The sequence below is a fragment of the Wolbachia endosymbiont (group B) of Sphaerophoria taeniata genome, from assembly GCF_947179355.1.
Taxonomy (GTDB): domain Bacteria; phylum Pseudomonadota; class Alphaproteobacteria; order Rickettsiales; family Anaplasmataceae; genus Wolbachia.
In genome coordinates this window covers 198,889-219,396 of sequence record NZ_CAMXAW010000003.1, presented here as the reverse complement: position 1 = coordinate 219,396, position 20,508 = coordinate 198,889, and the positions used below count along the sequence as shown (strand labels likewise).

29 protein-coding genes, 2 tRNA genes and 3 pseudogenes are annotated in these 20,508 nt (G+C 33.4%); 30 read left to right on the top strand and 4 right to left on the bottom strand.

Annotated features, from left to right (window positions below; all coding sequences use genetic code 11):
* Positions 1 to 24: 24 nt before the first annotated feature.
* The 3 genes and pseudogenes from tnpC to ONG75_RS04980 all read left to right on the top strand — a co-directional run.
* A pseudogene (gene tnpC, locus ONG75_RS04990) lies at positions 25 to 1,266 on the top strand (IS66 family transposase); the annotation flags it as partial.
* Between the two features lie 115 nt (positions 1,267 to 1,381).
* On the top strand, positions 1,382 to 2,341 hold the full coding sequence (locus ONG75_RS04985) for an IS5 family transposase (RefSeq protein ID WP_264375556.1): 960 nt from the start codon (positions 1,382 to 1,384) through the stop codon (positions 2,339 to 2,341).
* A gap of 38 nt (positions 2,342 to 2,379) precedes the next feature.
* Positions 2,380 to 2,535: pseudogene (locus tag ONG75_RS04980) on the top strand (IS66 family transposase); the annotation flags it as partial.
* Between the two features lie 125 nt (positions 2,536 to 2,660).
* Here the strand turns inward: ONG75_RS04980 and ONG75_RS04975 are convergent.
* A pseudogene (locus ONG75_RS04975) lies at positions 2,661 to 3,659 on the bottom strand (hypothetical protein); the annotation flags it as partial.
* A gap of 409 nt (positions 3,660 to 4,068) precedes the next feature.
* Between ONG75_RS04975 and fsa the strand changes: the two are divergent.
* Positions 4,069 to 4,713, top strand: coding sequence for a fructose-6-phosphate aldolase (fsa, locus tag ONG75_RS04970; protein WP_007302527.1), 645 nt, complete (start codon positions 4,069 to 4,071; stop codon positions 4,711 to 4,713).
* Between the two features lie 774 nt (positions 4,714 to 5,487).
* Here the strand turns inward: fsa and ONG75_RS04965 are convergent.
* From ONG75_RS04965 to ONG75_RS04955, 3 genes are all read right to left on the bottom strand, one after another.
* On the bottom strand, positions 5,488 to 5,955 hold the full coding sequence (locus tag ONG75_RS04965) for a hypothetical protein (protein ID WP_007302528.1): 468 nt from the start codon (positions 5,953 to 5,955) through the stop codon (positions 5,488 to 5,490).
* A gap of 132 nt (positions 5,956 to 6,087) precedes the next feature.
* Positions 6,088 to 6,288, bottom strand: a complete 201-nt coding sequence (locus tag ONG75_RS04960; protein WP_264375919.1) for an SDR family oxidoreductase — start codon at positions 6,286 to 6,288, stop codon at positions 6,088 to 6,090.
* A complete protein-coding gene (locus tag ONG75_RS04955; protein ID WP_264375918.1) occupies positions 6,288 to 6,716 on the bottom strand; it encodes an SDR family NAD(P)-dependent oxidoreductase in 429 nt (142 codons plus the stop codon). Before ONG75_RS04955 ends, ONG75_RS04960 begins: the two co-directional genes overlap by 1 nt.
* A 289-nt stretch (positions 6,717 to 7,005) precedes the next feature.
* Between ONG75_RS04955 and carA the strand changes: the two genes are divergently transcribed.
* From carA to ONG75_RS04825, 26 genes are all read left to right on the top strand, one after another.
* The gene (carA, locus tag ONG75_RS04950) at positions 7,006 to 8,094 is read left to right on the top strand and encodes a glutamine-hydrolyzing carbamoyl-phosphate synthase small subunit (RefSeq protein WP_264375917.1); all 1,089 of its coding nucleotides are present in this window, start codon (positions 7,006 to 7,008) and stop codon (positions 8,092 to 8,094) included.
* A gap of 109 nt (positions 8,095 to 8,203) precedes the next feature.
* Positions 8,204 to 8,285: transfer RNA gene (locus ONG75_RS04945), tRNA-Tyr, on the top strand.
* A 4-nt stretch (positions 8,286 to 8,289) separates the two neighbouring features.
* A tRNA-Gly gene (locus tag ONG75_RS04940) sits at positions 8,290 to 8,360 on the top strand.
* Positions 8,361 to 8,437: 77 nt separating this feature from the next.
* Positions 8,438 to 9,610, top strand: a complete 1,173-nt coding sequence (gene tuf / locus ONG75_RS04935; protein ID WP_264375823.1) for an elongation factor Tu — start codon at positions 8,438 to 8,440, stop codon at positions 9,608 to 9,610.
* A gap of 14 nt (positions 9,611 to 9,624) precedes the next feature.
* Positions 9,625 to 9,945: a 30S ribosomal protein S10 gene (rpsJ, locus tag ONG75_RS04930; RefSeq protein ID WP_012482004.1), complete on the top strand. Its 321-nt coding sequence runs from the start codon at positions 9,625 to 9,627 to the stop codon at positions 9,943 to 9,945.
* Between the two features lie 9 nt (positions 9,946 to 9,954).
* Positions 9,955 to 10,677 carry a 50S ribosomal protein L3 gene (rplC, locus tag ONG75_RS04925; RefSeq protein ID WP_029237662.1) on the top strand — a complete coding sequence of 241 codons (723 nt, stop codon included), beginning with the start codon at positions 9,955 to 9,957 and terminating at the stop codon, positions 10,675 to 10,677.
* Between the two features lie 2 nt (positions 10,678 to 10,679).
* Positions 10,680 to 11,294 (top strand): 50S ribosomal protein L4, encoded by a 615-nt coding sequence (gene rplD, locus ONG75_RS04920; RefSeq protein ID WP_006012216.1) that lies wholly within the window; start codon positions 10,680 to 10,682, stop codon positions 11,292 to 11,294.
* Positions 11,291 to 11,578 (top strand): 50S ribosomal protein L23, encoded by a 288-nt coding sequence (locus tag ONG75_RS04915; RefSeq protein ID WP_015588346.1) that lies wholly within the window; start codon positions 11,291 to 11,293, stop codon positions 11,576 to 11,578. Before rplD ends, ONG75_RS04915 begins: the two co-directional genes overlap by 4 nt.
* A gap of 1 nt (position 11,579) precedes the next feature.
* Positions 11,580 to 12,404, top strand: a complete 825-nt coding sequence (rplB, locus tag ONG75_RS04910) for a 50S ribosomal protein L2 (protein ID WP_264375916.1) — start codon at positions 11,580 to 11,582, stop codon at positions 12,402 to 12,404.
* Positions 12,405 to 12,407: 3 nt separating this feature from the next.
* Entirely contained in the window at positions 12,408 to 12,692 is a 285-nt protein-coding gene (rpsS, locus tag ONG75_RS04905; protein WP_017532489.1) for a 30S ribosomal protein S19, read from the top strand.
* 9 nt (positions 12,693 to 12,701) lie between these two features.
* Entirely contained in the window at positions 12,702 to 13,052 is a 351-nt protein-coding gene (rplV, locus tag ONG75_RS04900; RefSeq protein ID WP_007302537.1) for a 50S ribosomal protein L22, read from the top strand.
* Positions 13,053 to 13,091: 39 nt separating this feature from the next.
* On the top strand, positions 13,092 to 13,712 hold the full coding sequence (rpsC, locus tag ONG75_RS04895) for a 30S ribosomal protein S3 (protein ID WP_007302538.1): 621 nt from the start codon (positions 13,092 to 13,094) through the stop codon (positions 13,710 to 13,712).
* 11 nt (positions 13,713 to 13,723) lie between these two features.
* Complete coding sequence (gene rplP / locus ONG75_RS04890) at positions 13,724 to 14,137, top strand: 50S ribosomal protein L16 (RefSeq protein ID WP_006012233.1); 414 nt, start codon at positions 13,724 to 13,726, stop codon at positions 14,135 to 14,137.
* A gap of 11 nt (positions 14,138 to 14,148) precedes the next feature.
* Positions 14,149 to 14,352, top strand: a complete 204-nt coding sequence (gene rpmC, locus ONG75_RS04885; protein WP_007302540.1) for a 50S ribosomal protein L29 — start codon at positions 14,149 to 14,151, stop codon at positions 14,350 to 14,352.
* On the top strand, positions 14,345 to 14,575 hold the full coding sequence (rpsQ, locus tag ONG75_RS04880; protein WP_264375915.1) for a 30S ribosomal protein S17: 231 nt from the start codon (positions 14,345 to 14,347) through the stop codon (positions 14,573 to 14,575). Before rpmC ends, rpsQ begins: the two co-directional genes overlap by 8 nt.
* A gap of 18 nt (positions 14,576 to 14,593) precedes the next feature.
* Positions 14,594 to 14,953: a 50S ribosomal protein L14 gene (rplN, locus tag ONG75_RS04875; protein ID WP_264375914.1), complete on the top strand. Its 360-nt coding sequence runs from the start codon at positions 14,594 to 14,596 to the stop codon at positions 14,951 to 14,953.
* Entirely contained in the window at positions 14,953 to 15,270 is a 318-nt protein-coding gene (gene rplX, locus ONG75_RS04870) for a 50S ribosomal protein L24 (RefSeq protein WP_010404700.1), read from the top strand. The genes rplN and rplX overlap by 1 nt, the downstream gene beginning before the upstream one ends.
* Positions 15,271 to 15,276: 6 nt before the next feature.
* Complete coding sequence (gene rplE / locus ONG75_RS04865; protein WP_010404703.1) at positions 15,277 to 15,813, top strand: 50S ribosomal protein L5; 537 nt, start codon at positions 15,277 to 15,279, stop codon at positions 15,811 to 15,813.
* A gap of 12 nt (positions 15,814 to 15,825) precedes the next feature.
* On the top strand, positions 15,826 to 16,134 hold the full coding sequence (gene rpsN, locus ONG75_RS04860) for a 30S ribosomal protein S14 (RefSeq protein ID WP_007302545.1): 309 nt from the start codon (positions 15,826 to 15,828) through the stop codon (positions 16,132 to 16,134).
* 22 nt (positions 16,135 to 16,156) lie between these two features.
* Entirely contained in the window at positions 16,157 to 16,552 is a 396-nt protein-coding gene (gene rpsH / locus ONG75_RS04855; protein ID WP_007302546.1) for a 30S ribosomal protein S8, read from the top strand.
* A gap of 16 nt (positions 16,553 to 16,568) precedes the next feature.
* Entirely contained in the window at positions 16,569 to 17,114 is a 546-nt protein-coding gene (gene rplF / locus ONG75_RS04850; protein WP_010404706.1) for a 50S ribosomal protein L6, read from the top strand.
* A gap of 5 nt (positions 17,115 to 17,119) precedes the next feature.
* Positions 17,120 to 17,491 (top strand): 50S ribosomal protein L18, encoded by a 372-nt coding sequence (gene rplR, locus ONG75_RS04845; protein WP_029237663.1) that lies wholly within the window; start codon positions 17,120 to 17,122, stop codon positions 17,489 to 17,491.
* A 12-nt stretch (positions 17,492 to 17,503) separates the two neighbouring features.
* Positions 17,504 to 18,016 carry a 30S ribosomal protein S5 gene (rpsE, locus tag ONG75_RS04840; protein WP_010404712.1) on the top strand — a complete coding sequence of 171 codons (513 nt, stop codon included), beginning with the start codon at positions 17,504 to 17,506 and terminating at the stop codon, positions 18,014 to 18,016.
* Positions 18,017 to 18,019: 3 nt separating this feature from the next.
* Positions 18,020 to 18,490 carry a 50S ribosomal protein L15 gene (rplO, locus tag ONG75_RS04835; RefSeq protein WP_006012263.1) on the top strand — a complete coding sequence of 157 codons (471 nt, stop codon included), beginning with the start codon at positions 18,020 to 18,022 and terminating at the stop codon, positions 18,488 to 18,490.
* Positions 18,491 to 18,493: 3 nt separating this feature from the next.
* A complete protein-coding gene (gene secY / locus ONG75_RS04830; RefSeq protein ID WP_010404717.1) occupies positions 18,494 to 19,822 on the top strand; it encodes a preprotein translocase subunit SecY in 1,329 nt (442 codons plus the stop codon).
* Positions 19,819 to 20,460, top strand: a complete 642-nt coding sequence (locus ONG75_RS04825) for an adenylate kinase family protein (RefSeq protein ID WP_052265056.1) — start codon at positions 19,819 to 19,821, stop codon at positions 20,458 to 20,460. The genes secY and ONG75_RS04825 overlap by 4 nt, the downstream gene beginning before the upstream one ends.
* Positions 20,461 to 20,508 lie beyond the last annotated feature (48 nt).

Here is a 20,508-nt window from a genome sequence, read left to right as displayed (position 1 = left end):
ATCATAGAGCAAAAGTGAGGTAATGTGGTAAACCTTTTAGAGCTTTGCAAAAATTTACAGCAAAAAATAGAAAAGTTAGAAGCAAAAATAGAAAAGCTGGAAAGGGAGAATGAAAGTTTAAAAGCAGAGAACAAGGCTTTAAAGATAGAGAACGCTGAATTAAAGGAAAGGCTTGGTTTAAACTCGAAAAATTCATCTCTACCAAGCTCTAGAGAGTTGTACAAAATAAAAAAGGACAAGCCAAAGAGCGACAGAAACGTTGGTGGTCAGGTTGGTCATAAAGGAAGTTTTCGCGCCAAAATGGATGCAGATGAGGTGATAAAAGTAAAGTTGTCATCTACTTGTGAATGCGGAGGAGGGATTGCAATATGCAATGGACCGTACATTCATCAAAAAGTTGATCTTCCGGAAATTAGGCCTTATGTAGTGGAATATCAGATGGAGCATGGTCGTTGCCGGAGATGCGGAAAAAGAAGAAGCAGTAAGTTACCAGAAGGTGTTACGTCAGATACATTTGGTCCAAGGGTTAAGTCAATAATTGCAGCGTTCAGCGGATTCTACAAAAATTCAAAACGCGAAATAGCGAGTGTCGTAAATGATATCTTCAATTTGAACATAAGCGTCGTTAGCATATCAAATAGTGAACATAGAGTTGCTTCAAAATGCAAAAAAATGTATGAGCAGATCGAACAAGAGATAAGTAGGAGTAAAGTTCTACATATTGATGAAACGAGCCATTATAACAAAGGTAAACTCGCTTGGTGTTGGATGTTTGCAAGCAATACGGCAAGTTTTGTGAAGTTGACAGAGTCAAGAGGAATGAAAGTTTTAAAAAATAACGCATGCTGCAATCATAATAGCTTAGTGGTAACCGACAGGTACGCAGTATACAATTACTTTGCTGATGAAAAAAGGCAAATCTGCTGGGCACACTTAGCAAGGGATTTTGAAAGATTAGCGCATAGTTGGAATATTGAAGTCAAAGTTCTTGGCTGTTACTTAAGAAATGTAGCTACTGAATTATTTGCACTAAAAAAGGCTTTGCTAAAAAATGAGATAGATGTTTTTAGATTTGCCAGACGTGCCAGAAAGTTGCGAAAACGTACAAGGTATTACTTGAAGGAAATATCCTACTTACCTGAAGCAATTGGAGCCTCTCGAGTTGCGAAAAATATTTTGAAATCTGAAAGAATGATGTGGAATTTTTTAGATGACCCAAAAAACATTCCGCTGACAAACAACCATGCTGAACAGCAGATACGGCATGGCTTTGTTGCATAGCTAGTGTTGGTTGAGGTTATTGTAAGAAGAAAAGCTTTTTAATATATGGCTACTAACGCATTTTGTTGTAAAATAGGCATTTTTCAAACAAGTACAACTTATGCCACAAAAAATGAGAGTAAGTAACCAAAGAGAATATAACGAGTTTCTCAAAAAAAGAGGAAATGTTTTTCATTTTGTTAATCAAGCCATAGAAAATTGGTATGAAAATAGTCCAAAAGTTGCAGGTGGCAATAACACTTATAGTGATAAAGTTGTAATTTTAATACACATAATAGTTCATCTTTTTAGAATTGGCTTGAGACAAGCTGTAGGTTTTGTAAAAGGTTATATGGTACAAATAGGCAAAAAACTTAAGATTATCAGCTATACACAAGCTTCCAGAAGATTTAAAAAGCTTAATTTGAAGATTGATGACCATAGAAGCAATAAAGATGATCTGGAAAATGTTGAAATTGCCGTAGATAGCACTAGAGTTAGTATCTACAATAATAACGGTGGGCATAGTAAGCTTAATATTCGAAAAAGGAAATACAGTGGTTATGGTCAAGTAAGAAAATTACATGTTGTTTTAAACATAAATGATAAGAAAGCAATAAGCATGAACTACACTAGTGGTGTTGCTGTAGACTATTTGCCGGTCTGCGATATGTTAGAAGAAGTCAGTGATAAATATAACATTTGTTCTATTCGAGCAGATGCGGCTTATGATATAAAAAGTGTGTATAAAGAATGCAGAAAATACAATATTGTGCCTATTATTCGCCCTAGGAAGGATACTAAAATTTGTTTAGCTGACTACTTATCAGAAAGAAACAAGTATATTAGTAGAATTAGGTCATATGAGAATTATGAAGATGGTATTAATGAATGGAAGAAAAAAGTTAAGTATGGAGCACGGTCTTATATTGAAGTCTTTTTCTATAGGTTGAAGCAAATATTTGGGTTTGGCTTGAAAAATAAATCAGAGGTAAATCGTGAAAAAGAGCTGTTAATTAAGTGCTACTTATTGAACAAATTTACTGATATAGGTATGGCTAAATTTAAATTAGCTGCGTAAATTCACTGTGATTTACATGCCTATCAGTGCTATGCAACAAAGCCATACGGCATTATGTCGTTTACCGCAAAAATTCGTATTTTACACAATCAAAGCGGGGAAATGCATTCCTTGAACGGATAATTTCGTTATACTTAACATGGAAACAAAGGGGTCTCAATCCTTTCCAAAACCTCTTATCTATTGTTTCTTAAACCACTCTCCTGAACGGATACGCTACTTATTGAACAAATTTACTGATATAGGTATGGCTAAATTTAAATTAGCTGCGTAAATTCACTGTGATTTACATGCCTATCAGTGCTATGCAACAAAGCCATTCTTGCTTGGCCTCTTCGAGCCTATGCTGTAAATTGTTCCTCTGCTCATTTAATTCTCTAATTTCTTGCTCAGCTTTTGTAAGCTTTTGATCTAGTTGTTGTGAATTAACTTCTGTTTGAGTTGCAATTGCCTGAGTTGCAATCTGCTGTGGATTAACCTCTGATACATTGTTGCTAGTGAAAGAAAGAATAGGATTGCTTTTAGCATCATTTTCAAGATCTTTCATCTTTTCGTCTTGATTGATTACGATATGTTCGTTATTTTGCAGATTACTAACAGCCGGTGCAATGTTAGCATTTTTGTTCTTTTTCAATAATGCTTTTACAGCATCATGTAGAGAGAGGCCTTGAATATATAATTCCTCATTTTGTCTTATTAATTCCCAAAACTCCTCAGGTGGCGATTCAAAATCTTTACCATTAAACTGTAGTACTTTAGTTATACCAGAATTACTTACATTCATAACCATAGTACAGGTAAAAGTTTTCCCATCCTTGTCCTGCACAGGCCAAGTGCTTGTCATTTCATAATATGCACCCTCTTTAAATTCATAATGTCTTTCCTTACCTTTTCGGTAAGCGTATATGTCATGCTTTTTATCGCAATAGATATTCAATGTGCTAATATCCCTTTCTTGCTGTAAGATATCACTAATTCTTATTGGCTCACTTCTATTGTAATTAATAAGATTAATGTTTAACACTTTATCAGAATTGTTAGTTTCTACATAAAAAGCTCGAAGGTCTATGTCTTTGTCTCTAAAATACTTACTTACAGCTTTTTTTGCCTGATTTGCTAATTCTATAAAGTTTTTTTTAAAGCTCTTGTTGAAAGATAGATCTATATATGCTTGCTTAAAATTTTCATCATTTGTTAAATCCATGAGCAAGTCATAAACCTCCCATTTTTCCTGACAATGTTCTTCTAAAACAGTAATGCTATTTTTTCTTTTCAGCTCTGCTAATATGTTTTTCAATGTCGGGAAATTTGTTGACATAGTATACCCCTTGTTACTATTGTTCTGATAATATATTTACTTTAGGAGTGATTAACTCCTTTTATATTAACCTTTTTAGTTGAATTTAATTGCGAGCGTTAAACTCGAACTTAGTCATTTTGTTTATTGTTCCTCACTACCTATTTGTATTACTATACTAATAGTAGCACTAAGTTTTAGGCTATGCAAGAATTTCTATTGAACGTAAAGCTAGTAAACTTCAGAAATTGGTTATGCTAATTTTGTTAATAAAATGCAACCAATTAAGGAAAGCGCTATACTGTGTCTCAGTGCAATATTTTCTTTCCTAACGGACTGAAAATTGAGTTGAGTTAAAAATCCGATTTTATTTAATACTTTTCAAAGATGACAATATTTTGTAAAAATAGGTTTTTAATAGGACAATAATATGGAAATTTTTCTTGATAGTGTTGATTTGAATGAAATTAAGGAGCTAAAAGAGTTCATTGATGGTATAACAACTAATCCTTCTTTAATAGCAAAATCTGGACATAAAGATAAGTACGAAGATTTAGTAAGCGAAATATGTTCTATTATAAAAGGACCTGTTAGTGTTGAAGTTGTTGCAGATAGCCATGAAGATATGGTTAAGGAAGGCCTTAAGTTAGCGAAAATCGCTAGTAATATCGTAGTAAAGTTACCCCTTACACATGAAGGATTAATTTCTTGTAAAAAGTTGTGGACAGAACATAAAATACCTGCTAATATCACATTATGTTTTTCTCCTGGACAAGCACTGTTTGCCGCTAAGGCCGGTGCTTGTTTTATTTCTCCCTTTGTTGGTCGCCTTGATGATATAAGCTATGATGGCTTATCGCTAATAGAAGATATATGCACTATATATTCTAATTATAATTTTAAGACAAAAGTTCTTGTTGCATCAGTAAGAAGTCCAGCACATGTAATAGAAGCTGCACGGCTCGGTGCTCATTCAATTACTGTGCCAGCAAAAATACTTAGACAGTTAATTAATCATCCACTTACTGATCAAGGGCTCGCAATATTTGAAAAAGACTGGGGCGTAAAACAATAAATGACATTGCTAAAAAAGACATAAAAACACAATAATTTATATAAAAAGGACATAGGTACCATCTGTCCTTTAAAGACATGTAGGTCAATGATATGCGTAATTCAGTGTTTTAAACATGATAGTCCTCCACTAATAAAAAAGATTGAGAAAAATGTATACAGCTACGACCGAAGTATAGCTAAAATATATTTTAACTGAAGATTATAGATTAGTTGAATTGAAAAGTCTGCAGACGAAGATAGATTCCGAGCTCTAGAACACCTTCACTGTGCATGGTAACAAAACTATTAGAGTTTGTCAAGTAATTTTTTATCGTAATTTTACGAACGTGCCATGCCAGTAATTATATCTAGTTAAATTTGTAAAGTAATACAGTGTTTTCGATAGTTATAAAAAAGCTGGATTTCAGTACTGGAGTAACATTTTGGAAATTGGGATGAAAAGAGGGAAAGTACTGGTTTGAAATTAAGTTTTCTGGATTCCAGTGCTGGAATGACAAGAGAGGAGCTCCAGGTACAGCTGTTACCTATAGAATGGCAGTACTAGAATGATAACAAACTGAATGACATATTTAATCTCTATACAGATGTACATCACGCACCGATTTCCATTCAAGGTAATGTCATTCCAGCATTGGAATCCAGTTAGATTTGCGAGTATAAAAGTAATACAACATTTTTGATGATGGAAGCCATTACTAGGATAACAAGAAAGGAAGTGCTGATTTCAGTGTTTATACGTTAGCCATGCATCTAAAAATTTATAAACAAAAGATTACACTTCACAACTTTGTGATGGAATAAGTTTTTCAATGCTGTTGACGCAAAACTCAGTTGTATTATTAGCTATTTCATCGAATTTATCATTTATATCCTTACCTATTTTTTCATCTTTAATATATTCATACAGAGCTAAAATAGCTATAGTTGAACATATTGCGATGAAACCAACTTTTGCTGTAATAAGTAATGATAGCCCACCTGCAAGTATGGACACTGCTCCAATAGCTAGGTTTATAATTTTATTTTGTGTTGATTGATTCTCTTTATCCTCTAAAACGTTTGATATTGCTTTTGAGGCAATTTTTATTGCTATTGCTGTAGTTGAGATTATAACAAACATCATAGCTATTTTTGCTAAGAGAAAAATTGATGGTAGCATTATTACAAGAAACAGTGAAGCACCTCCTATAAATAACCATTTCTCATTTATTTTTTTAGACTGATCTGTATTATTAGGCATTGCAACCCTCCACTTTGATTAACAGTTTATTCATATAATATGAAACATGCGATAGTCAAGATGTTTTTGTGTGGAGAAGCTTGCGATTGAGTTTTGAAGAGCTTTAGCTTTACAAGATGGTAGATTTGGTGATTATCGTAAGATTCTTGCAGTCATTTTAGTGGGAAGAATTTGTAAAATATGAAAAAATAACCGCCAGAAAATTGGAAACGCTATAACTTTCTTTCCTTTAAATATACTTTTTAAAATATATGCTGCAGCTTTTTCTGGCTCCCATATGAAGGGAAGTGGTTTATTAGACTTAAACATATCTGTTTTTACTGGCCCTGGCATTATGGTGATAAACTTTGTGCTACTGTTAGAATATTGGATTTTAGTGATTGAAAACAACTTTTTAGTGCTGCTTTGCTGACACAGTATGCAGAAGCATGTGGTGTTGCATGCATAGCAACAAGAGAAGATATAACCGCAAAAGTTGCCAAGGAATTATGATGAATCCATTCTTCAATCCAGTTGATAACGCCAAAATAATTGGTTTCAAATGTTTTTCTATGAATGTTGGTATGAAACTTATCTTCTATTTCGCCACATCCTGCATTAAGAAAAAAGAGATTTGGTATAATATTTTGCTTTTTTAAAAAATCAGACGAGTTTTTAATATTTTCACTTTTGCTTACATCACATGTTATAGGTAAAAAATTACTACCTAATTCTTCTTTTAATTTTTCCAGTTTTTCAGTGCGCCTTGCAATGCCAACCACAAATCATCCATCTTTAATGAGCAACCGTGCTAGACTTTCTCCAATGACAGATGATGCTCCTGTAATGAGACAAGTTTTTCTATCCATGTGAATTTACATAACGTGAAGTATGAATGTAATGACTATTGCCTATTCACACAAGTTAAGTTTGCTATAATTTTGCTAAATAATAAAAAAAGAAAGCTACTTATAATTTTGAATTTTATATAAAGTTAAAGGGAAATTTAGTATTTGCTTACTTGTAATTTAAAATTCTTATATAATATTTTAAATGAGTTGAGAGAATTAAATGCAGGATGCAGCTTTAGTTTTACAAGATGGCAAGTGCTTTTGGGGAAGATCGGTAGGTAAAAAGGGCAAATGTATAGGTGAAGTTTGTTTTATCACTGGTATGACCGGGTATCAACATACTATAACCGATCCTTCTTTTGCTAATCAAATCATAGCGTTCACTTTTCCTCATATTGGTAATGTTGGAATAAATCATAAAGATAATGAAGGAGAGAAAATTTTTGCAAGTGGTGTGGTTATGCGTGAACTTTCTCCTATGTCTCACTCTTCTTCATATATTAGTTTAAATGATTGGTTGGAGAAAAATAATGTAGTTGGGATATCGGGAATTGATACTAGAGCTTTGACGAGATATTTGAGAAAACATGGATCTCAAAATGGAATGATATGTCCGTCAAGTGAGGCACATATATTAGATGAATTGAAGAAATACAAATCTGTAAATGGAATAGAAATAACTAAGAAAGTCAGTTTAAGTAATAACTTTCAAAGCGTTCTTAATGCAAAATATAGGGTTGTAATTGTTGATTTCGGTATAAAAAATAGTATAATCTCACGCTTAGTAGAACTTGATTGTACGGTTGAATTAGTCAAACCAGATACAGGTTTTGCTCACAAAATATTAAGCATGAATCCAGATGGTATAGTGCTTTCAAATGGCCCTGGTGATCCACAAGAGATAGGAGAGAGTGTAACTTCAGAAATAGAAATTATTGTGAAATCTAAAATACCAGTTTTTGGAATATGCCTGGGCCATCAATTACTTGCAGTTACTTTGGGAGCAAAGACTGTCAAGATGGATATTGGTCATCGAGGGAGTAATCATCCAGTTTATGATCTGGAGAGTAAAAAAGTTGAGATAACTAGCCAAAATCATGGTTTTGTTGTTGATTCAGCTTCTCTTCCAAGTAACGTTGAAGTTACTCATATTTCTCTATTTGATAATAGTGTAGAGGGGATAATGATGAAGGATTACCCAGTCTTTTCTACTCAATACCATCCAGAAGAAGCGCCAGGTACACATGATTCACATTACTTATTTGGGCGTTTTATTGACAATATTTTGTTATATAAAAGTAAAATCTAACTGAAATCAGTTAGATTAGCTTTTATTACTTGATCTTTTGGATTTGGATGTTTAATATTAGGAATAATAAAACTTAAGTTAAGGTAGTGTTCTCTTAACAGATTTTTGTGGAGGAGTGACCGAGTGGTTAAAGGTAACAGACTGTAAATCTGTCCGCATTGCGTACGTAGGTTCGAATCCTACCTCCTCCATTGTGCGGGTATAGCTCAATGGTAGAGCTCTAGCCTTCCAAGCTAGTGACGTGGGTTCGATTCCCACTATCCGCTCTTTTTTTGTTGTATTTATATAAAATCAACATATTATTTATTGATGTATTTGTATTTTAGGTAGAAGAGTTAAAATTATGACAGCGATAGTAGAAGCATTTGGAAAGCCGCATGTAAACGTGGGAACGATAGGACATGTGGATCATGGGAAGACAACGTTAACAGCGGCGATAACAAAGCATTATGGTAATTTTGTAGCATATGATCAAATAGATAAAGCGCCAGAAGAAAGAAAGAGAGGTATAACAATAGCAACAGCGCATGTTGAATATCAAACAGAAAAGAGACACTATGCACACGTTGATTGCCCTGGACATGCTGATTATGTAAAGAATATGATAGTAGGTGCAGCACAGATGGATGCAGCGATATTGGTAGTGTCGGGGGTTGATGGGCCGATGCCACAAACGAGAGAGCATATATTGCTGGCAAAACAGGTGGGTGTTGGATATATCGTGGTATATATAAATAAAGCTGATGTTGCTGATGCTGATATGATAGATTTGGTGGAAATGGAAGTGAGAGAGTTGCTGAGTAAGTATAAATTTCCAGGTGATGAAGTGCCTGTGATAGTTGGGTCTGCGTTAAAAGCATTAGAGGATGATAGTAGTGAGTATGGAAAGAAATCAATAGATAAATTGATGGAGAAGTTAGATGAGTATGTGGCAGTACCTCCAAGGCCTGTAGATTTGCCGTTTTTGTTGCCAATAGAAGATGTATTTTCAATATCGGGCCGAGGGACGGTAGTAACAGGAAGAATAGAGAAGGGGGAGATAAAGACAGGGGATGATATAGAGATAATAGGTCTGAAAGCGACGCAAAAGACGACATGTACTGGTGTTGAGATGTTTAAGAAGTTGCTAGATAAGGGAAGTGCAGGACTCAATGTAGGAATACTACTAAGAGGAACAAAGAGAGAAGAAGTGGAGAGAGGGCAAGTATTGGCAAAACCAGGGACAATAACCCCGCATAAGAAATTTAATGCGGAGGTGTATATATTGAAGAAAGAAGAAGGAGGAAGGCATACACCATTTTTTGGAAATTATCAGCCACAGTTTTATTTAAGGACAACGGATGTAACTGGGAGCATAAAGTTGCTAGATGGAAAGGAGATGGTAATGCCAGGGGACAATGTAAGTATAGAAGTGGAGTTGCAAGTACCAATAGCAATGGATAAAGGATTACGTTTTGCGATAAGAGAAGGTGGTAGAACTGTTGGTTCTGGCGTTGTTTCGGAAATTTTAGAATGAGTATAATAACTAAGATGAAGCAAGATATATATATTAGAATCAAAGCTTTCGATTGTTCTTTGTTGGAAAAGTGTATTCGCGAGTTTATTGATCAATTAAAGCAGTTTAATGCAGATTTATCTGGTCCGATTGCGTTGCCAAGAAAAGATTCTAAATTTACTGTTAATAGGTCTCCTCATGTTGATAAAAAATCTCGTGAGCAATTTGAAATGAGAATTTCTAAGCGGTTAATTATTGTACATAATCCTACTTCTACTATGATGAAGATGCTTGCAGATTTATCTTTTTCTGCTGGTGTAGAAGTGGATTTAAAGGTTAAGGAAGTTAATATTTAGGAAAAGGAAATGAAGAGAATAAATTCGCTTAGGAGAATTGGTTTGTTAATGACGAATGTTGGCCATACTGCTATGTATTTTGATAATAGTCGCATGGCTGTAACCTTATTGCATCTAAGCGAAACTTATATTATCGATATAAAAGGACAAGATAAATGTGGCTACAATTCAGTCATTTTAGGCACAGGAGATTTAAAAAAAATAGCAAAACCTCAGTTGGAATATTTAAAGAAAAAGGGTATAAATAGTAAATGTAAATTATACGAAAGTAGATTAACTGATCTATTCGGAATAGAATGTGGTAAAAAGGTGGGGGTTAATCATTTTGTAGTTGGTCAATATCTTGACATTACGGGTTATTCTTTAGGTAAAGGGTTTGCTGGTGTGATGAAGCGGCATAACTTCAGTGGGCTTAGGGCATCTCATGGCGTTTCTATTGCTCATAGATCACAAGGTTCTACTGGTCAATGTCAAGATCCTGGTAGAGTATTCAAGGGGAAGAAAATGGCTGGTCATTTAGGTAATAGCAGAGTAACTGTACAGAATATGAAAATATTATCCATTGATTATGAAAATAGCATAATTGCTGTAAAGGGTAATAATGTTCCTGGGTTTAAAAACTCTTATGTTTTTGTGAGAGATGCGGTTAAAAAGCCTTTACATAAAGATGTTCCTTTTCCAGCAGGTCTGCTGTTGAATATGAGTGATGATGCTAATAATTTGGTGAGTTAGTTATGGAATGTGAATTAGTTGATCTATCTAATAATAATGTAGGTAGTGTTGAGCTTAATCCCTTGATATTTTCTGCCAAGCAAAAATTGAGTATTTTGCATGATATAGTGAGATGGCAATTAGCAAAGAGAAGAGTTGGTGCTCATAAAACAAAGGGTATCAGTGATGTTTCTGGTACAACAGCTAAGCCGTATGGTCAAAAACGTACCGGTAGGGCGAGGCAGGGGAGCTTGCGATCTCCTCAGTTTAGAGGTGGTGGAATTATTTTTGGTCCTGTTGTTAGGAGTCATGCTTATTCTCTTAATAAAAAAGTACGTAAGTTTGGTTTGAAAATTGCTTTATCTCTAAAATATTTAAATAATCAAGTTATTGTTCTTGATAGTTTAAATGTTGATGTGAAGAAAACATCTAAAATGTGTGAATATATTAAAAATTTTAAATTTTCTTCTTTTTTAATAGTTGGTGATTATGGAGATGATTTGTTACGTGCTGCTAAAAATTTGCATTATGTAGATTTAATCAAACCTATTGGGTTAAATGTTTTTGATATATTGAATCATGAATGCGTGATGTTAACAAAAGACACTTTAAAGCATCTTGAAGGTAGATTGTTATGATTAAATATAATAATATAATAAAATCTCCTGTAATCACAGAAAAGGCTTCTCTTTTAAGAGAGAAGTTTAATAAATACTCTTTGTATGTTTTTGTAAATGTAAATAAGCGTCAAATAAAATCGGCAATAGAGTCTTTATTTAATGTCAGAATTTCTTCTATAAATGTTATTAGAGTTAAACCTAAATATAGACGGTTTAGGGGTGTGATTGGTTGTAAAAAACAGAGAAAAAAGGTTTATTTTTCTTTGATAGATGGTCAAAAATTAGATATAATGAGCGTTTAATATGGGTATGAAATTTTTTAATCCTGTTACTCCGTCTTCTCGTGGGACTGTATTAATAAGTAAAGTTGGTTTATCAAAAGATAAGCCGGAGAAGTCTCTTGTATTTGGTAAAAAATCCAGTGGTGGAAGAAATAATCATGGTAGAATTACAACTCGTCATAGAGGTGGTGGTCACAAGAAGAAGTATAGAGTTATAGATTTCAAACGTAATAGAAGTGATCAGGGTATAGTTGAGAAAATAGAGTATGATCCAAATAGAAGTGGGTTTTTAGCATTAATATCATATAAGGAAGATGATACTAAATCTTATATATTAGCTCCTCAAGGTATGAAGCCTGGTGATGTTGTGACAGCTGGAGATGATGCTGATATTTTGCCAGGGAATTGTTTACTACTCAAGCATATACCTGTTGGTTCTTTCGTTCATAATGTTGAGCTGAAGCCAGGTAATGGTGCTGCGATTGCTAGAGCTGCTGGTTGTTATGCACAAATCGTTGGTCGTGATGGCCAATATGTTTTATTACGACTCAGGTCTGGTCAAATTAGGTTGATTTTATCTTCTTGCAAGGCTACTATTGGTGTAGTATCTAATCCTGACCATAAGAATAGAAAGTTGGGTAAAGCTGGGAGAAGTAGATGGCTTGGGATTAGACCTACTGTACGTGGAGTTGCAATGAATCCGGTTGACCATCCTCATGGAGGTGGAGAGGGAAAAACTTCTGGCGGTCGTCATCCTGTTACTCCTTGGGGTGTTGCAACAAAAGGAAAGAAAACTAGGAAAAAAAATAAATCTAGTGATAAGTATATAAAAAAATTGAAAGGTTAATTTATGAGTAGATCTGTATGGAAACCACCTTTTTTACACCCATCTGTACTAAGATTAGTTCAGAGAACTTTAAAAGAGGGTTCTATTAATAAGGTGATAAAAATTCATTCCAGGGCTTCTGTAATTCTTCCTAATTGTTTGGGTTTAAAATTTGCTGTTTATAATGGTAAAGATTACATTCCTGTTAGTGTTGATAATCAGAATATGATAGGTCATAAATTCGGTGAATTTTCACCTACTCGTAAATTTACTGGGCATGGTGGTGATAAAAAGGCAACAAGAAGGTAGGCAATTGATATGAAAAATAGGGATATAATAGTTGAGGCTGGTTCTAAGGTTTTAAGATCAACTCCTCGTAAATTAAATTTGGTTGCTGATTTAGTGCGTAATAAAAAAGTTTCTTTTGCTAATGTACAATTAAGATTTTGTGAAAAAAAGGCTGCCGGTTTTATAATGAAGGTGTTGAATTCTGCAATTGCTAATGCTCAAAATAATTATGGATTGAACGTTGATAATTTATATATAAAGGAAATTTTAATAGGTAAGTCACTTACTTTGCGTAGAGTATATCCAAAAGCTATGGGTAGGGCTAATAGAATGAGCAAATTTTATAGTAATATAACTATAAAATTGAAAGAAATTGTATGATTTATAGAAATGGAAAATTAATAAGGAAAGTGTAAAAATATGGGACAGAAGGTTAATCCTAAAGTATTTAGATTGCAAATAAATAGTAATACCTGGGATTCTGTTTGGTGTGCTACGGACGATTATAAACAGAAATTGCATCAAGATCTATTTATTCGCAGTTATATAAATGAATCCTTTAAGCATGCTGGTATTTCTAAAGTAACTGTAGAGCGTACAGTTACTTTAGTGTCTGTAATAATACATTCTTCTAAACCTGGGGTTATAATAGGTAAGAAAGGTTTGGATGTTGAGAAGATAAAGCAAAAAATAGCTAAAAAAGTAGAAAGTAGTGTTGAAGTGAATGTAGTAGGAGTTAAAAAGTCTGAAATAGATGCAGTTTTAATATCAAGGAGTATTACACATCAGCTAGAAAAAAGGATTTCATGTAGAAGAGCGATGAAAAAAGCTATTCAAAATTGTTTGAAGATGGGTGCTGAGGGTATTAAAGTAAGTTGCTCTGGGCGTCTTGGCGGAGCTGAAATAGCTCGTACTGAATGGTACAAAGAAGGTCGTTTGCCTTTACACACTTTGCGTGCTAATATAGATTATGCTTTTTGTGAAGCGAAGACTATATGTGGTATTATAGGAGTTAAAGTTTGGGTTTATGTTGGTAGTTAAGGTATATTGAAATGTTTGTTCCCAAAAAGAGTAAATATAAAAAGGTATTTAAGGGGAGAATCAAGGGTAATGCTAAGGGTGGTAGCACGCTGTCTTTTGGAGATTATGGATTAAAAGCTATGGAAGTAGGTAAGGTTCAGTCTAAGCATATTGAAACTGCAAGGCGCGTAATATCTAGAACGTTAAAACGCTCTGGTAAAGTGTGGATAAGAATTTTTCCTGATACCCCGGTTAGTAAAAAGCCAGCAGATGTACGTATGGGTAAAGGGAAAGGTAGTGTTGAATTTTGGGTATTTAAAGCTAAGCCCGGTAGGGTTTTATTTGAAATTAGTAGTGATGTTCCCATGCATTTAGCAAGACTGGCGCTTGAAAAAGCGACTGCTAAGCTTCCTATGAAGTGTAAATTTATATCTAATCATAATTGAATGGAGTTGCAATGGATATAGTTAAATTTGAATCAGAATCTTCACAAGGATTACATGAACTTCTTGTGAATTTGAGGAAAGAATTTGTTAATTTGGCTTTTCAAAAAAAGCTGGGCCAGTGCAACAATTTTTCGCGTTTTAGCTTAATAAGAAAGAGCATAGCTCGTAGTCTAACTGTATTAAATAGAAGAAAGAGAGAGGGAAAAAATGCCTAAGAAGGTTTTTTGTGGTGTCGTAACTAATGCTGAGTCTGATAAGACTGTAAAGGTTTCGGTGTTACAAGTGTATAAGGATAGGCTATATAAAAAAGTTATTAAAAAATACAAGAAGTATAAAGCACATGATGAGAATAATAGTTGCAAAAAGGGAGATAGGGTTTTAATACAGGAACATAAGCCTATTTCTGTTACTAAAAAATGGGTTGTTATCAATAGCTAAAAAGGAATAGGTATTTATATGATTCAAAAAAATACATTGTTAGAAGTAGCTGATAATTCTGGTGCGCGTGCAGTGCTTTGTATTGGCTTGTTAGGTGGTAGGAAATCTGCATCTGTAGGTGATACGATTATTATATCTACTAAGTCTATTAACCCAAAAGGTAAAGTTGAAAAAGGAAAAGTATATAAAGCAGTTGTTGTTAGAGTAAAAAATAGTGTTAAGAAATCTGATGGTTCTGTAATTCGTTTTTCTAGCAATGCTGTGGTTTTAATTAATGATCAAGGTGAACCACTTGGCACTCGGGTGTTTGGTCCAATAAAAAAGTTGTTATCTGGTTCTTTTATGAAAATAATGTCATTAGCTGATGAGGTTTTATAATGAGTGCTAAAATAAAAAGTGGTGATGATATTATAGTTTTAACTGGTAAAGATAAGAGAAAAATTGGTAAGGTAATCAAAGTTATAATACGTGATGCTAAAAAGAAAGTAGTTGTTTCTGGCGTAAATGTGTGTAAGAGACATACTAAACCAAGAGCTGGTAGTGGTGGTGGTATATTGAATAAAGAGTTAGCTATTGATGTATCCAATGTTGCAATATTGGATCCTAAGTGTAAAACTCCAACTAAAGTAGGATTTAAGATTATAGATGGTAGAAAAGTGCGTTTTGCAAAAGTTTCTGGAGAAGTGATAGATTAGGTTGATATGTTTAAACAATTGTATAAAGATAATATAGTAAAATCCTTAAAGGATAAGTTTAATTACAGCAATGTAATGCAAGTGCCTAAACTTGTCAAGGTGTGTATCAATATGGGCGTTGGAGATGCTGCTACGGACAATAAAGCGATAAATGAGCCATTTGATAATCTACATTTGATTGCTGGGCAAAAGCCTGTGTTAACCTTTGCAAAAAAATCTATTTCTGGTTTCAAAATTAGAAAAGGTGCAACTGTAGGTTGTAAAGTGACTTTGCGTAGAAATAAAATGTATGAATTCTTAGAAAGATTAATATATATTGCTTTGCCAAGGGAAAAAGATTTTAGAGGGTTTAGTGTGAAGCAATTTGATGGTCATGGTAATTTTTCCCTTGGTATCAAGGAGCATATATCATTTTTAGAAATAGACTATGATAAAATAAGTAAAATTAGAGGTATGGATATTAATATTATAACAAGTGCAGTTAGTGATAAGGAAGCAAAGGAATTATTACTGGCTCTTAAATTCCCTTTTTTTGATAATTGAGAGAAAATATATATGGCAAAAAAATCCATGATACAGAAGAATCTTCGTAGAATAAAGTTATGCGATCAGTATAGGGAGAGAAGGGAAGAATTAAAATCTATAATGAATAATAAGGATTTATCTATTGCAAAAAGGTTTGCAGCTCAAAGTAAGCTGATTAAAAAATTGCCTAGAGATTCTTCTAAAATCAGAATTAGGAATAGATGCGCTTTAACTGGTAGGCCGAGAGGAGTATATAGAAAATTTGGTTTATGTAGGATTGTTTTACGTGATTTGTGTTCTTTTGGACAAGTTCCAGGGGTTACAAAATCTAGTTGGTAAATGTGATATAAGGAGTGTAATAGTGTCGTTATCTGATGGTATTGGTGATTTTTTAACAAGAATACGTAATGCTCAATTGGCAATGCATAGGGAAACAAGAGTCCTATTCTCTAAAGTGAATTCTTCTATATTGAAGATCTTAAAAGAGGAAGGGTATATTCTTAATTATGAAAAGCAAGAGAGTGATAGTATCCCTTCGCTTGTTGTGCAGTTGAAGTATTATGATAAATCACCTGTGATTAATGATATAGCTAGGGTATCAAAGCCCGGTTGTCGTTATTATTCTAAGTGTAAGGACATTTCTAAAGCATATAATGGTCTTGGAATTTTTATTATATCTACACCGAAAGGAGTGATGACCGATTATAATGCACGTAGATTAAAAGTTGGTGGAGAAGTTTTGTGTCGTGTATTTTAAATGATAGGAGAAATGTATGTCTCGTATAGGTGCCGCACCTATCAATATTCCTGCTGATCTTTCAGTTGAATATAATGATGGTAGGGTATTAATAAGAAGTGTTAGGGCAGAAAAAGAGCTGAACTTGTGTAGTGGCATTCTGTGTCAGATAGTTGATAATCAATTGTTACTTTCTGTTGATCAAGGCAGGGATGATTATGATAAAATAAAATCTATATGGGGCACTTATAGAAGTAATATTAATAACATGATTAACGGTATGGTTAATGATTTTTCTGTTGATCTTGAGATTAATGGTGTGGGGTATAAAGCAGAATGTGATGATAAGTATTTGACTTTATATCTTGGTTATAGTCATAATATTAAGTATAAAGTGCCTAAAGACGTTGAGATTAAGTGTATAAAGCCAACTCATTTAGTGATTCGCGGTATGGATAAGCAAAAAGTCTATATGGTGGCTTCTGATATATGCAAAATTAGAAAATATGATCCTTATAAAGGTAAGGGTATTGTAATAAAAGGCAAATTTATGCTGCGTAAGGTTGTAAATAAAAAGAAGTAATTAAAATGAAAAGATTGTATAATTTTTTAAGTAGCTATGAAAAAAGGAAACTTCGTAATAGAGCGAAGCTCGATAAGAGCGCTGGACGTTTACGTGTATCCGTATTTAAGTCTAATAAACATTTTTACGTTCAGTTGATTAACGATGCAAAAGGAATAACCCTAGCTTCTGCTTCTACTTTGGATGATAAAATTAGGAATGTATGTAAAGGTAGGGTCAATGCTGAAACTATAAAACAGGTTTCTTCTTTATTGATTGAGCGTCTGCCTAGTACAAAATTGCAGCAGCGGTTCGTCTTTGATCGGGGAGCATATAAGTATACAGGATTGATTTCTCAATTTGCTGAGGCTTTAAGAAGCTCTGGATTTAAATTTTAGAAGGTTTTAAATATGGCTGTAAAGAATTTACAAAATAATAATGATTTGTCAGAACTTTTGGTTTCAGTGCGAAGGGTAACAACGGTTACTAAAGGTGGTAGAAGATTTTCATTTTCAACTTTGGTTGTTGTTGGTGATGGTAAGGGTAGGGTAGGATGTGGAATAGGTAAACACGCAGAGGTTGCTGAAGCAAGAGTGAAAGCTGTAAATGCTGCAAAGAAGTCGATGATTAGGGTGTACTTACGTGAAGGTAGAACTTTACATCATGATATTAAAGCTAAATTTTGTTCTGGTGAGATAGTTTTAAGAGCTGCAAGAACTGGAACAGGTATTATTGCTGGTGGAGCAATGAGGTCGGTTTTTGAGGTATTAGGTATAAAGGATGTGGTAGCTAAGTCTACTAGATCAAATGATCCCCATAATATTATATGTGCAGTATTTAAGGCTTTTGATGTTATGTTATCTCCTCGCCAAGTGGCAGGTAAGAGGGGTAAAAAGATTAGTGAGATAGTTGGAAATAGGTAAAGTATGAATGATGCTGTAAAATTAAATTCTGTGTTTACCAAATTATCTAAGAAAAAGAAGCCTAAATTATTAGGTAGAGGTATTGGTTGTGGTAAAGGTAAAACATCCGGTAGGGGGCATAAAGGGCAAAAAGCGAGAAGTGGCGTTTCTATAAATGGTTTTGAAGGTGGACAGCAGTCTATATATACTCGTTTACCTAAAAGAGGTTTTAAGCCTATACGCAAAAACTTATACTCTATATTTAATGTTGGTGATGTACAGTGCTTAATGGAAGCTAAAAAAATAGTCAAGGATTCTATCATAGATAAGGAGCTACTGCATAAATTAGGTTTTATCAGATCTGTTAAAAGTAAAATCAAACTTCTTAATAAGGGTAAATTAAGCGAAAAATTTGTGTTTCATGTTGATTTTGCATCAGAAGCTGCAAAAAGATCTGTAGCTTCAGTTGGTGGTAGTGTAGAAATACTATCGTAAATCATGAGCAGTAAATTTGCATTTAATAGTTTGGATTCTACGTTGTTATATAAAAGTGATTTACTAAAGCGTATATTTTTTACGCTAATGGCTTTAGTTTGTTATCGTTTAGGCACTTATGTTCCTATTCCTGGAGTTAATCTTGATATAATCAATGATATATTTCCAAAAGAGAGTTCTGGTGTTTTTGGAGTATTTAATTTATTTTCTGGTGGCGCTTTAGCTAGAATGACGATCTTGGCGTTAAACGTTATGCCATACATAGTTGCATCCATAGTTATGCAATTATTATCTTCTGCCGTTAAAGGAATCAATGAAATTAAAAATGAAGGAGAGTTAGGACGTCGAAAGATGAACTCTTATATACGCTATATGACTATAGTGTTTTGTATCTTTCAATCAATTACGATCTTAATAGGGTTAGAAAGAATGAATAGGGAAGGGGTATTAGTTGTAGTTGAACCTGGTATTATGTTTCGTACTATAGGTGTCTTTAGCCTTTTAGGTGGAACTATATTTTTAATATGGCTTGGTGAGCGGATCAGTGTGAGCGGTATAGGCAATGGTATCTCATTAATCATTTTTACTGGCATAACATCTGAATTACATAATGCTTTATCATCTCTGCTAACATTAAATAAAAATGGTAGTATGTCGTTTTTCATTACCCTTTTTGTTATAGCATTGTTTTTTTTACTGCTCCTTTTAGTCATTTTTACAGAATCTTCTTATAGAAAGGTAATTGTTCAATATCCCAAAAAACAGTTTAAAAAATTACATAATGATGATTTTACTTACATTCCATTGAAGATCAATTTATCTGGTGTAATACCAACTATTTTTGCTAACGCAATTCTATTAACGCCTATTTCAATTGCAAATTTCTATAAAGGTCATGCCATTGCTGATTTTATTTTAAACTACTTTATGGCAAATAAAGTGATGTACATTATAACTTACTTAATACTCATAGTACTTTTTAATTTTTTCTATACCAATTTTATATTTAATCCAGAGGAAAATGCTGATTTTCTTAGGAAAAATGGTGGTTTTATTCCTGGTAGAGGGCCTGGAAAACATACTTCTGATTATCTTCAAGATATAGTTTTTAAATTAACATTTATTGGGTCTGCGTATTTGGTGGTAATATGTACTATACCTGAAATTATGAGGTATCATTATGATATACCATTTATTTTTGGTGGGACGAGCTTGCTGATTATAGTTAACGTTATTACTGATACTATTATGCAAGTACAATCTTATGTTTTTTCAAATAGGTACGATAGTTGGATAAAGAAATATGAGTCTAAAACAAGGAGACTAAAGTGATTATTACAATTTTTGGTCCTCCTGGCTCTGGTAAGGGTACTCAGTCCAGTTTGTTAATAGCAAAGTATAATTTTAAATTAGTTTCAGTAGGAGATTTATTAAGGAATATTATATCTAGTGGGAGTAAATTAGGTAAAGGAATAAAGGATACTGTTGAATCTGGTAATTTAATTCAAGATGAAGTTATATGTAAATTATTGTGTGACCAGCTTGCATTAATAGATGGTGATTTTTTGTTAGATGGTTTTCCAAGAAATTTAAATCAAGCTCATTTTTTAACTCAAGTTTTGCAAAAAAGATGCAATAGGGATGTTGATCTTGTAATTGAGTTGCAGCTTGACGATAATATTGCAATTGATAGATTAAAAGATCGTCTTACTTGTTTGGATTGTAAAAGTATATATAGTATATCTTCTTTTAAGAATACTACTTGTGCTAAATGTAAAAGTACGAGATTGGAGAAGAGAATTGATGATGCTAATATGCTTGCAATTAATAAGAGGATAAGAGAATATCATTCTCAGATAGAGGGTTTGCGCGAGTATTATAAGGACAAGTTGTTAACAATTAACGCTAATTTGAGTGTTGATAGAGTAATGCAAGAGATTGAAAGTAAAATTTCTTGTAATTTGATTTGACTATAAGTTGTTTTATGGTATAAATTAAGAGTTATTATTAATAAAGTA

Bases quoted from the DNA above. Each gene is read 5' to 3' on its own strand.
- ONG75_RS04960 (WP_264375919.1), bottom strand. From the start codon at position 6,288: ATGCCAGGGCCAGTAAAAACAGATATGTTTAAGTCTAATAAACCACTT.
- rplP (WP_006012233.1), top strand. From the start codon at position 13,724: ATGTTTGTTCCCAAAAAGAGTAAATATAAAAAGGTATTTAAGGGGAGA.
- rplX (WP_010404700.1), top strand. From the start codon at position 14,953: ATGAGTGCTAAAATAAAAAGTGGTGATGATATTATAGTTTTAACTGGT.
- rplO (WP_006012263.1), top strand. From the start codon at position 18,020: ATGAATGATGCTGTAAAATTAAATTCTGTGTTTACCAAATTATCTAAG.
- rplN (WP_264375914.1), top strand. From the start codon at position 14,594: ATGATTCAAAAAAATACATTGTTAGAAGTAGCTGATAATTCTGGTGCG.
- fsa (WP_007302527.1), top strand. From the start codon at position 4,069: ATGGAAATTTTTCTTGATAGTGTTGATTTGAATGAAATTAAGGAGCTA.
- rpsN (WP_007302545.1), top strand. From the start codon at position 15,826: ATGGCAAAAAAATCCATGATACAGAAGAATCTTCGTAGAATAAAGTTA.
- rplV (WP_007302537.1), top strand. From the start codon at position 12,702: ATGAAAAATAGGGATATAATAGTTGAGGCTGGTTCTAAGGTTTTAAGA.
- rplC (WP_029237662.1), top strand. From the start codon at position 9,955: ATGAAGAGAATAAATTCGCTTAGGAGAATTGGTTTGTTAATGACGAAT.
- ONG75_RS04915 (WP_015588346.1), top strand. From the start codon at position 11,291: ATGATTAAATATAATAATATAATAAAATCTCCTGTAATCACAGAAAAG.
- ONG75_RS04965 (WP_007302528.1), bottom strand. From the start codon at position 5,955: ATGCCTAATAATACAGATCAGTCTAAAAAAATAAATGAGAAATGGTTA.
- carA (WP_264375917.1), top strand. From the start codon at position 7,006: ATGCAGGATGCAGCTTTAGTTTTACAAGATGGCAAGTGCTTTTGGGGA.
- rpsS (WP_017532489.1), top strand. From the start codon at position 12,408: ATGAGTAGATCTGTATGGAAACCACCTTTTTTACACCCATCTGTACTA.
- rpsJ (WP_012482004.1), top strand. From the start codon at position 9,625: ATGAAGCAAGATATATATATTAGAATCAAAGCTTTCGATTGTTCTTTG.
- rplR (WP_029237663.1), top strand. From the start codon at position 17,120: ATGAAAAGATTGTATAATTTTTTAAGTAGCTATGAAAAAAGGAAACTT.
- rplD (WP_006012216.1), top strand. From the start codon at position 10,680: ATGGAATGTGAATTAGTTGATCTATCTAATAATAATGTAGGTAGTGTT.
- secY (WP_010404717.1), top strand. From the start codon at position 18,494: ATGAGCAGTAAATTTGCATTTAATAGTTTGGATTCTACGTTGTTATAT.
- rpsQ (WP_264375915.1), top strand. From the start codon at position 14,345: ATGCCTAAGAAGGTTTTTTGTGGTGTCGTAACTAATGCTGAGTCTGAT.
- ONG75_RS04985 (WP_264375556.1), top strand. From the start codon at position 1,382: ATGCCACAAAAAATGAGAGTAAGTAACCAAAGAGAATATAACGAGTTT.
- rplB (WP_264375916.1), top strand. From the start codon at position 11,580: ATGGGTATGAAATTTTTTAATCCTGTTACTCCGTCTTCTCGTGGGACT.
- rplE (WP_010404703.1), top strand. From the start codon at position 15,277: ATGTTTAAACAATTGTATAAAGATAATATAGTAAAATCCTTAAAGGAT.
- rpsE (WP_010404712.1), top strand. From the start codon at position 17,504: ATGGCTGTAAAGAATTTACAAAATAATAATGATTTGTCAGAACTTTTG.
- rpsC (WP_007302538.1), top strand. From the start codon at position 13,092: ATGGGACAGAAGGTTAATCCTAAAGTATTTAGATTGCAAATAAATAGT.
- rplF (WP_010404706.1), top strand. From the start codon at position 16,569: ATGTCTCGTATAGGTGCCGCACCTATCAATATTCCTGCTGATCTTTCA.
- rpmC (WP_007302540.1), top strand. From the start codon at position 14,149: ATGGATATAGTTAAATTTGAATCAGAATCTTCACAAGGATTACATGAA.
- tuf (WP_264375823.1), top strand. From the start codon at position 8,438: ATGACAGCGATAGTAGAAGCATTTGGAAAGCCGCATGTAAACGTGGGA.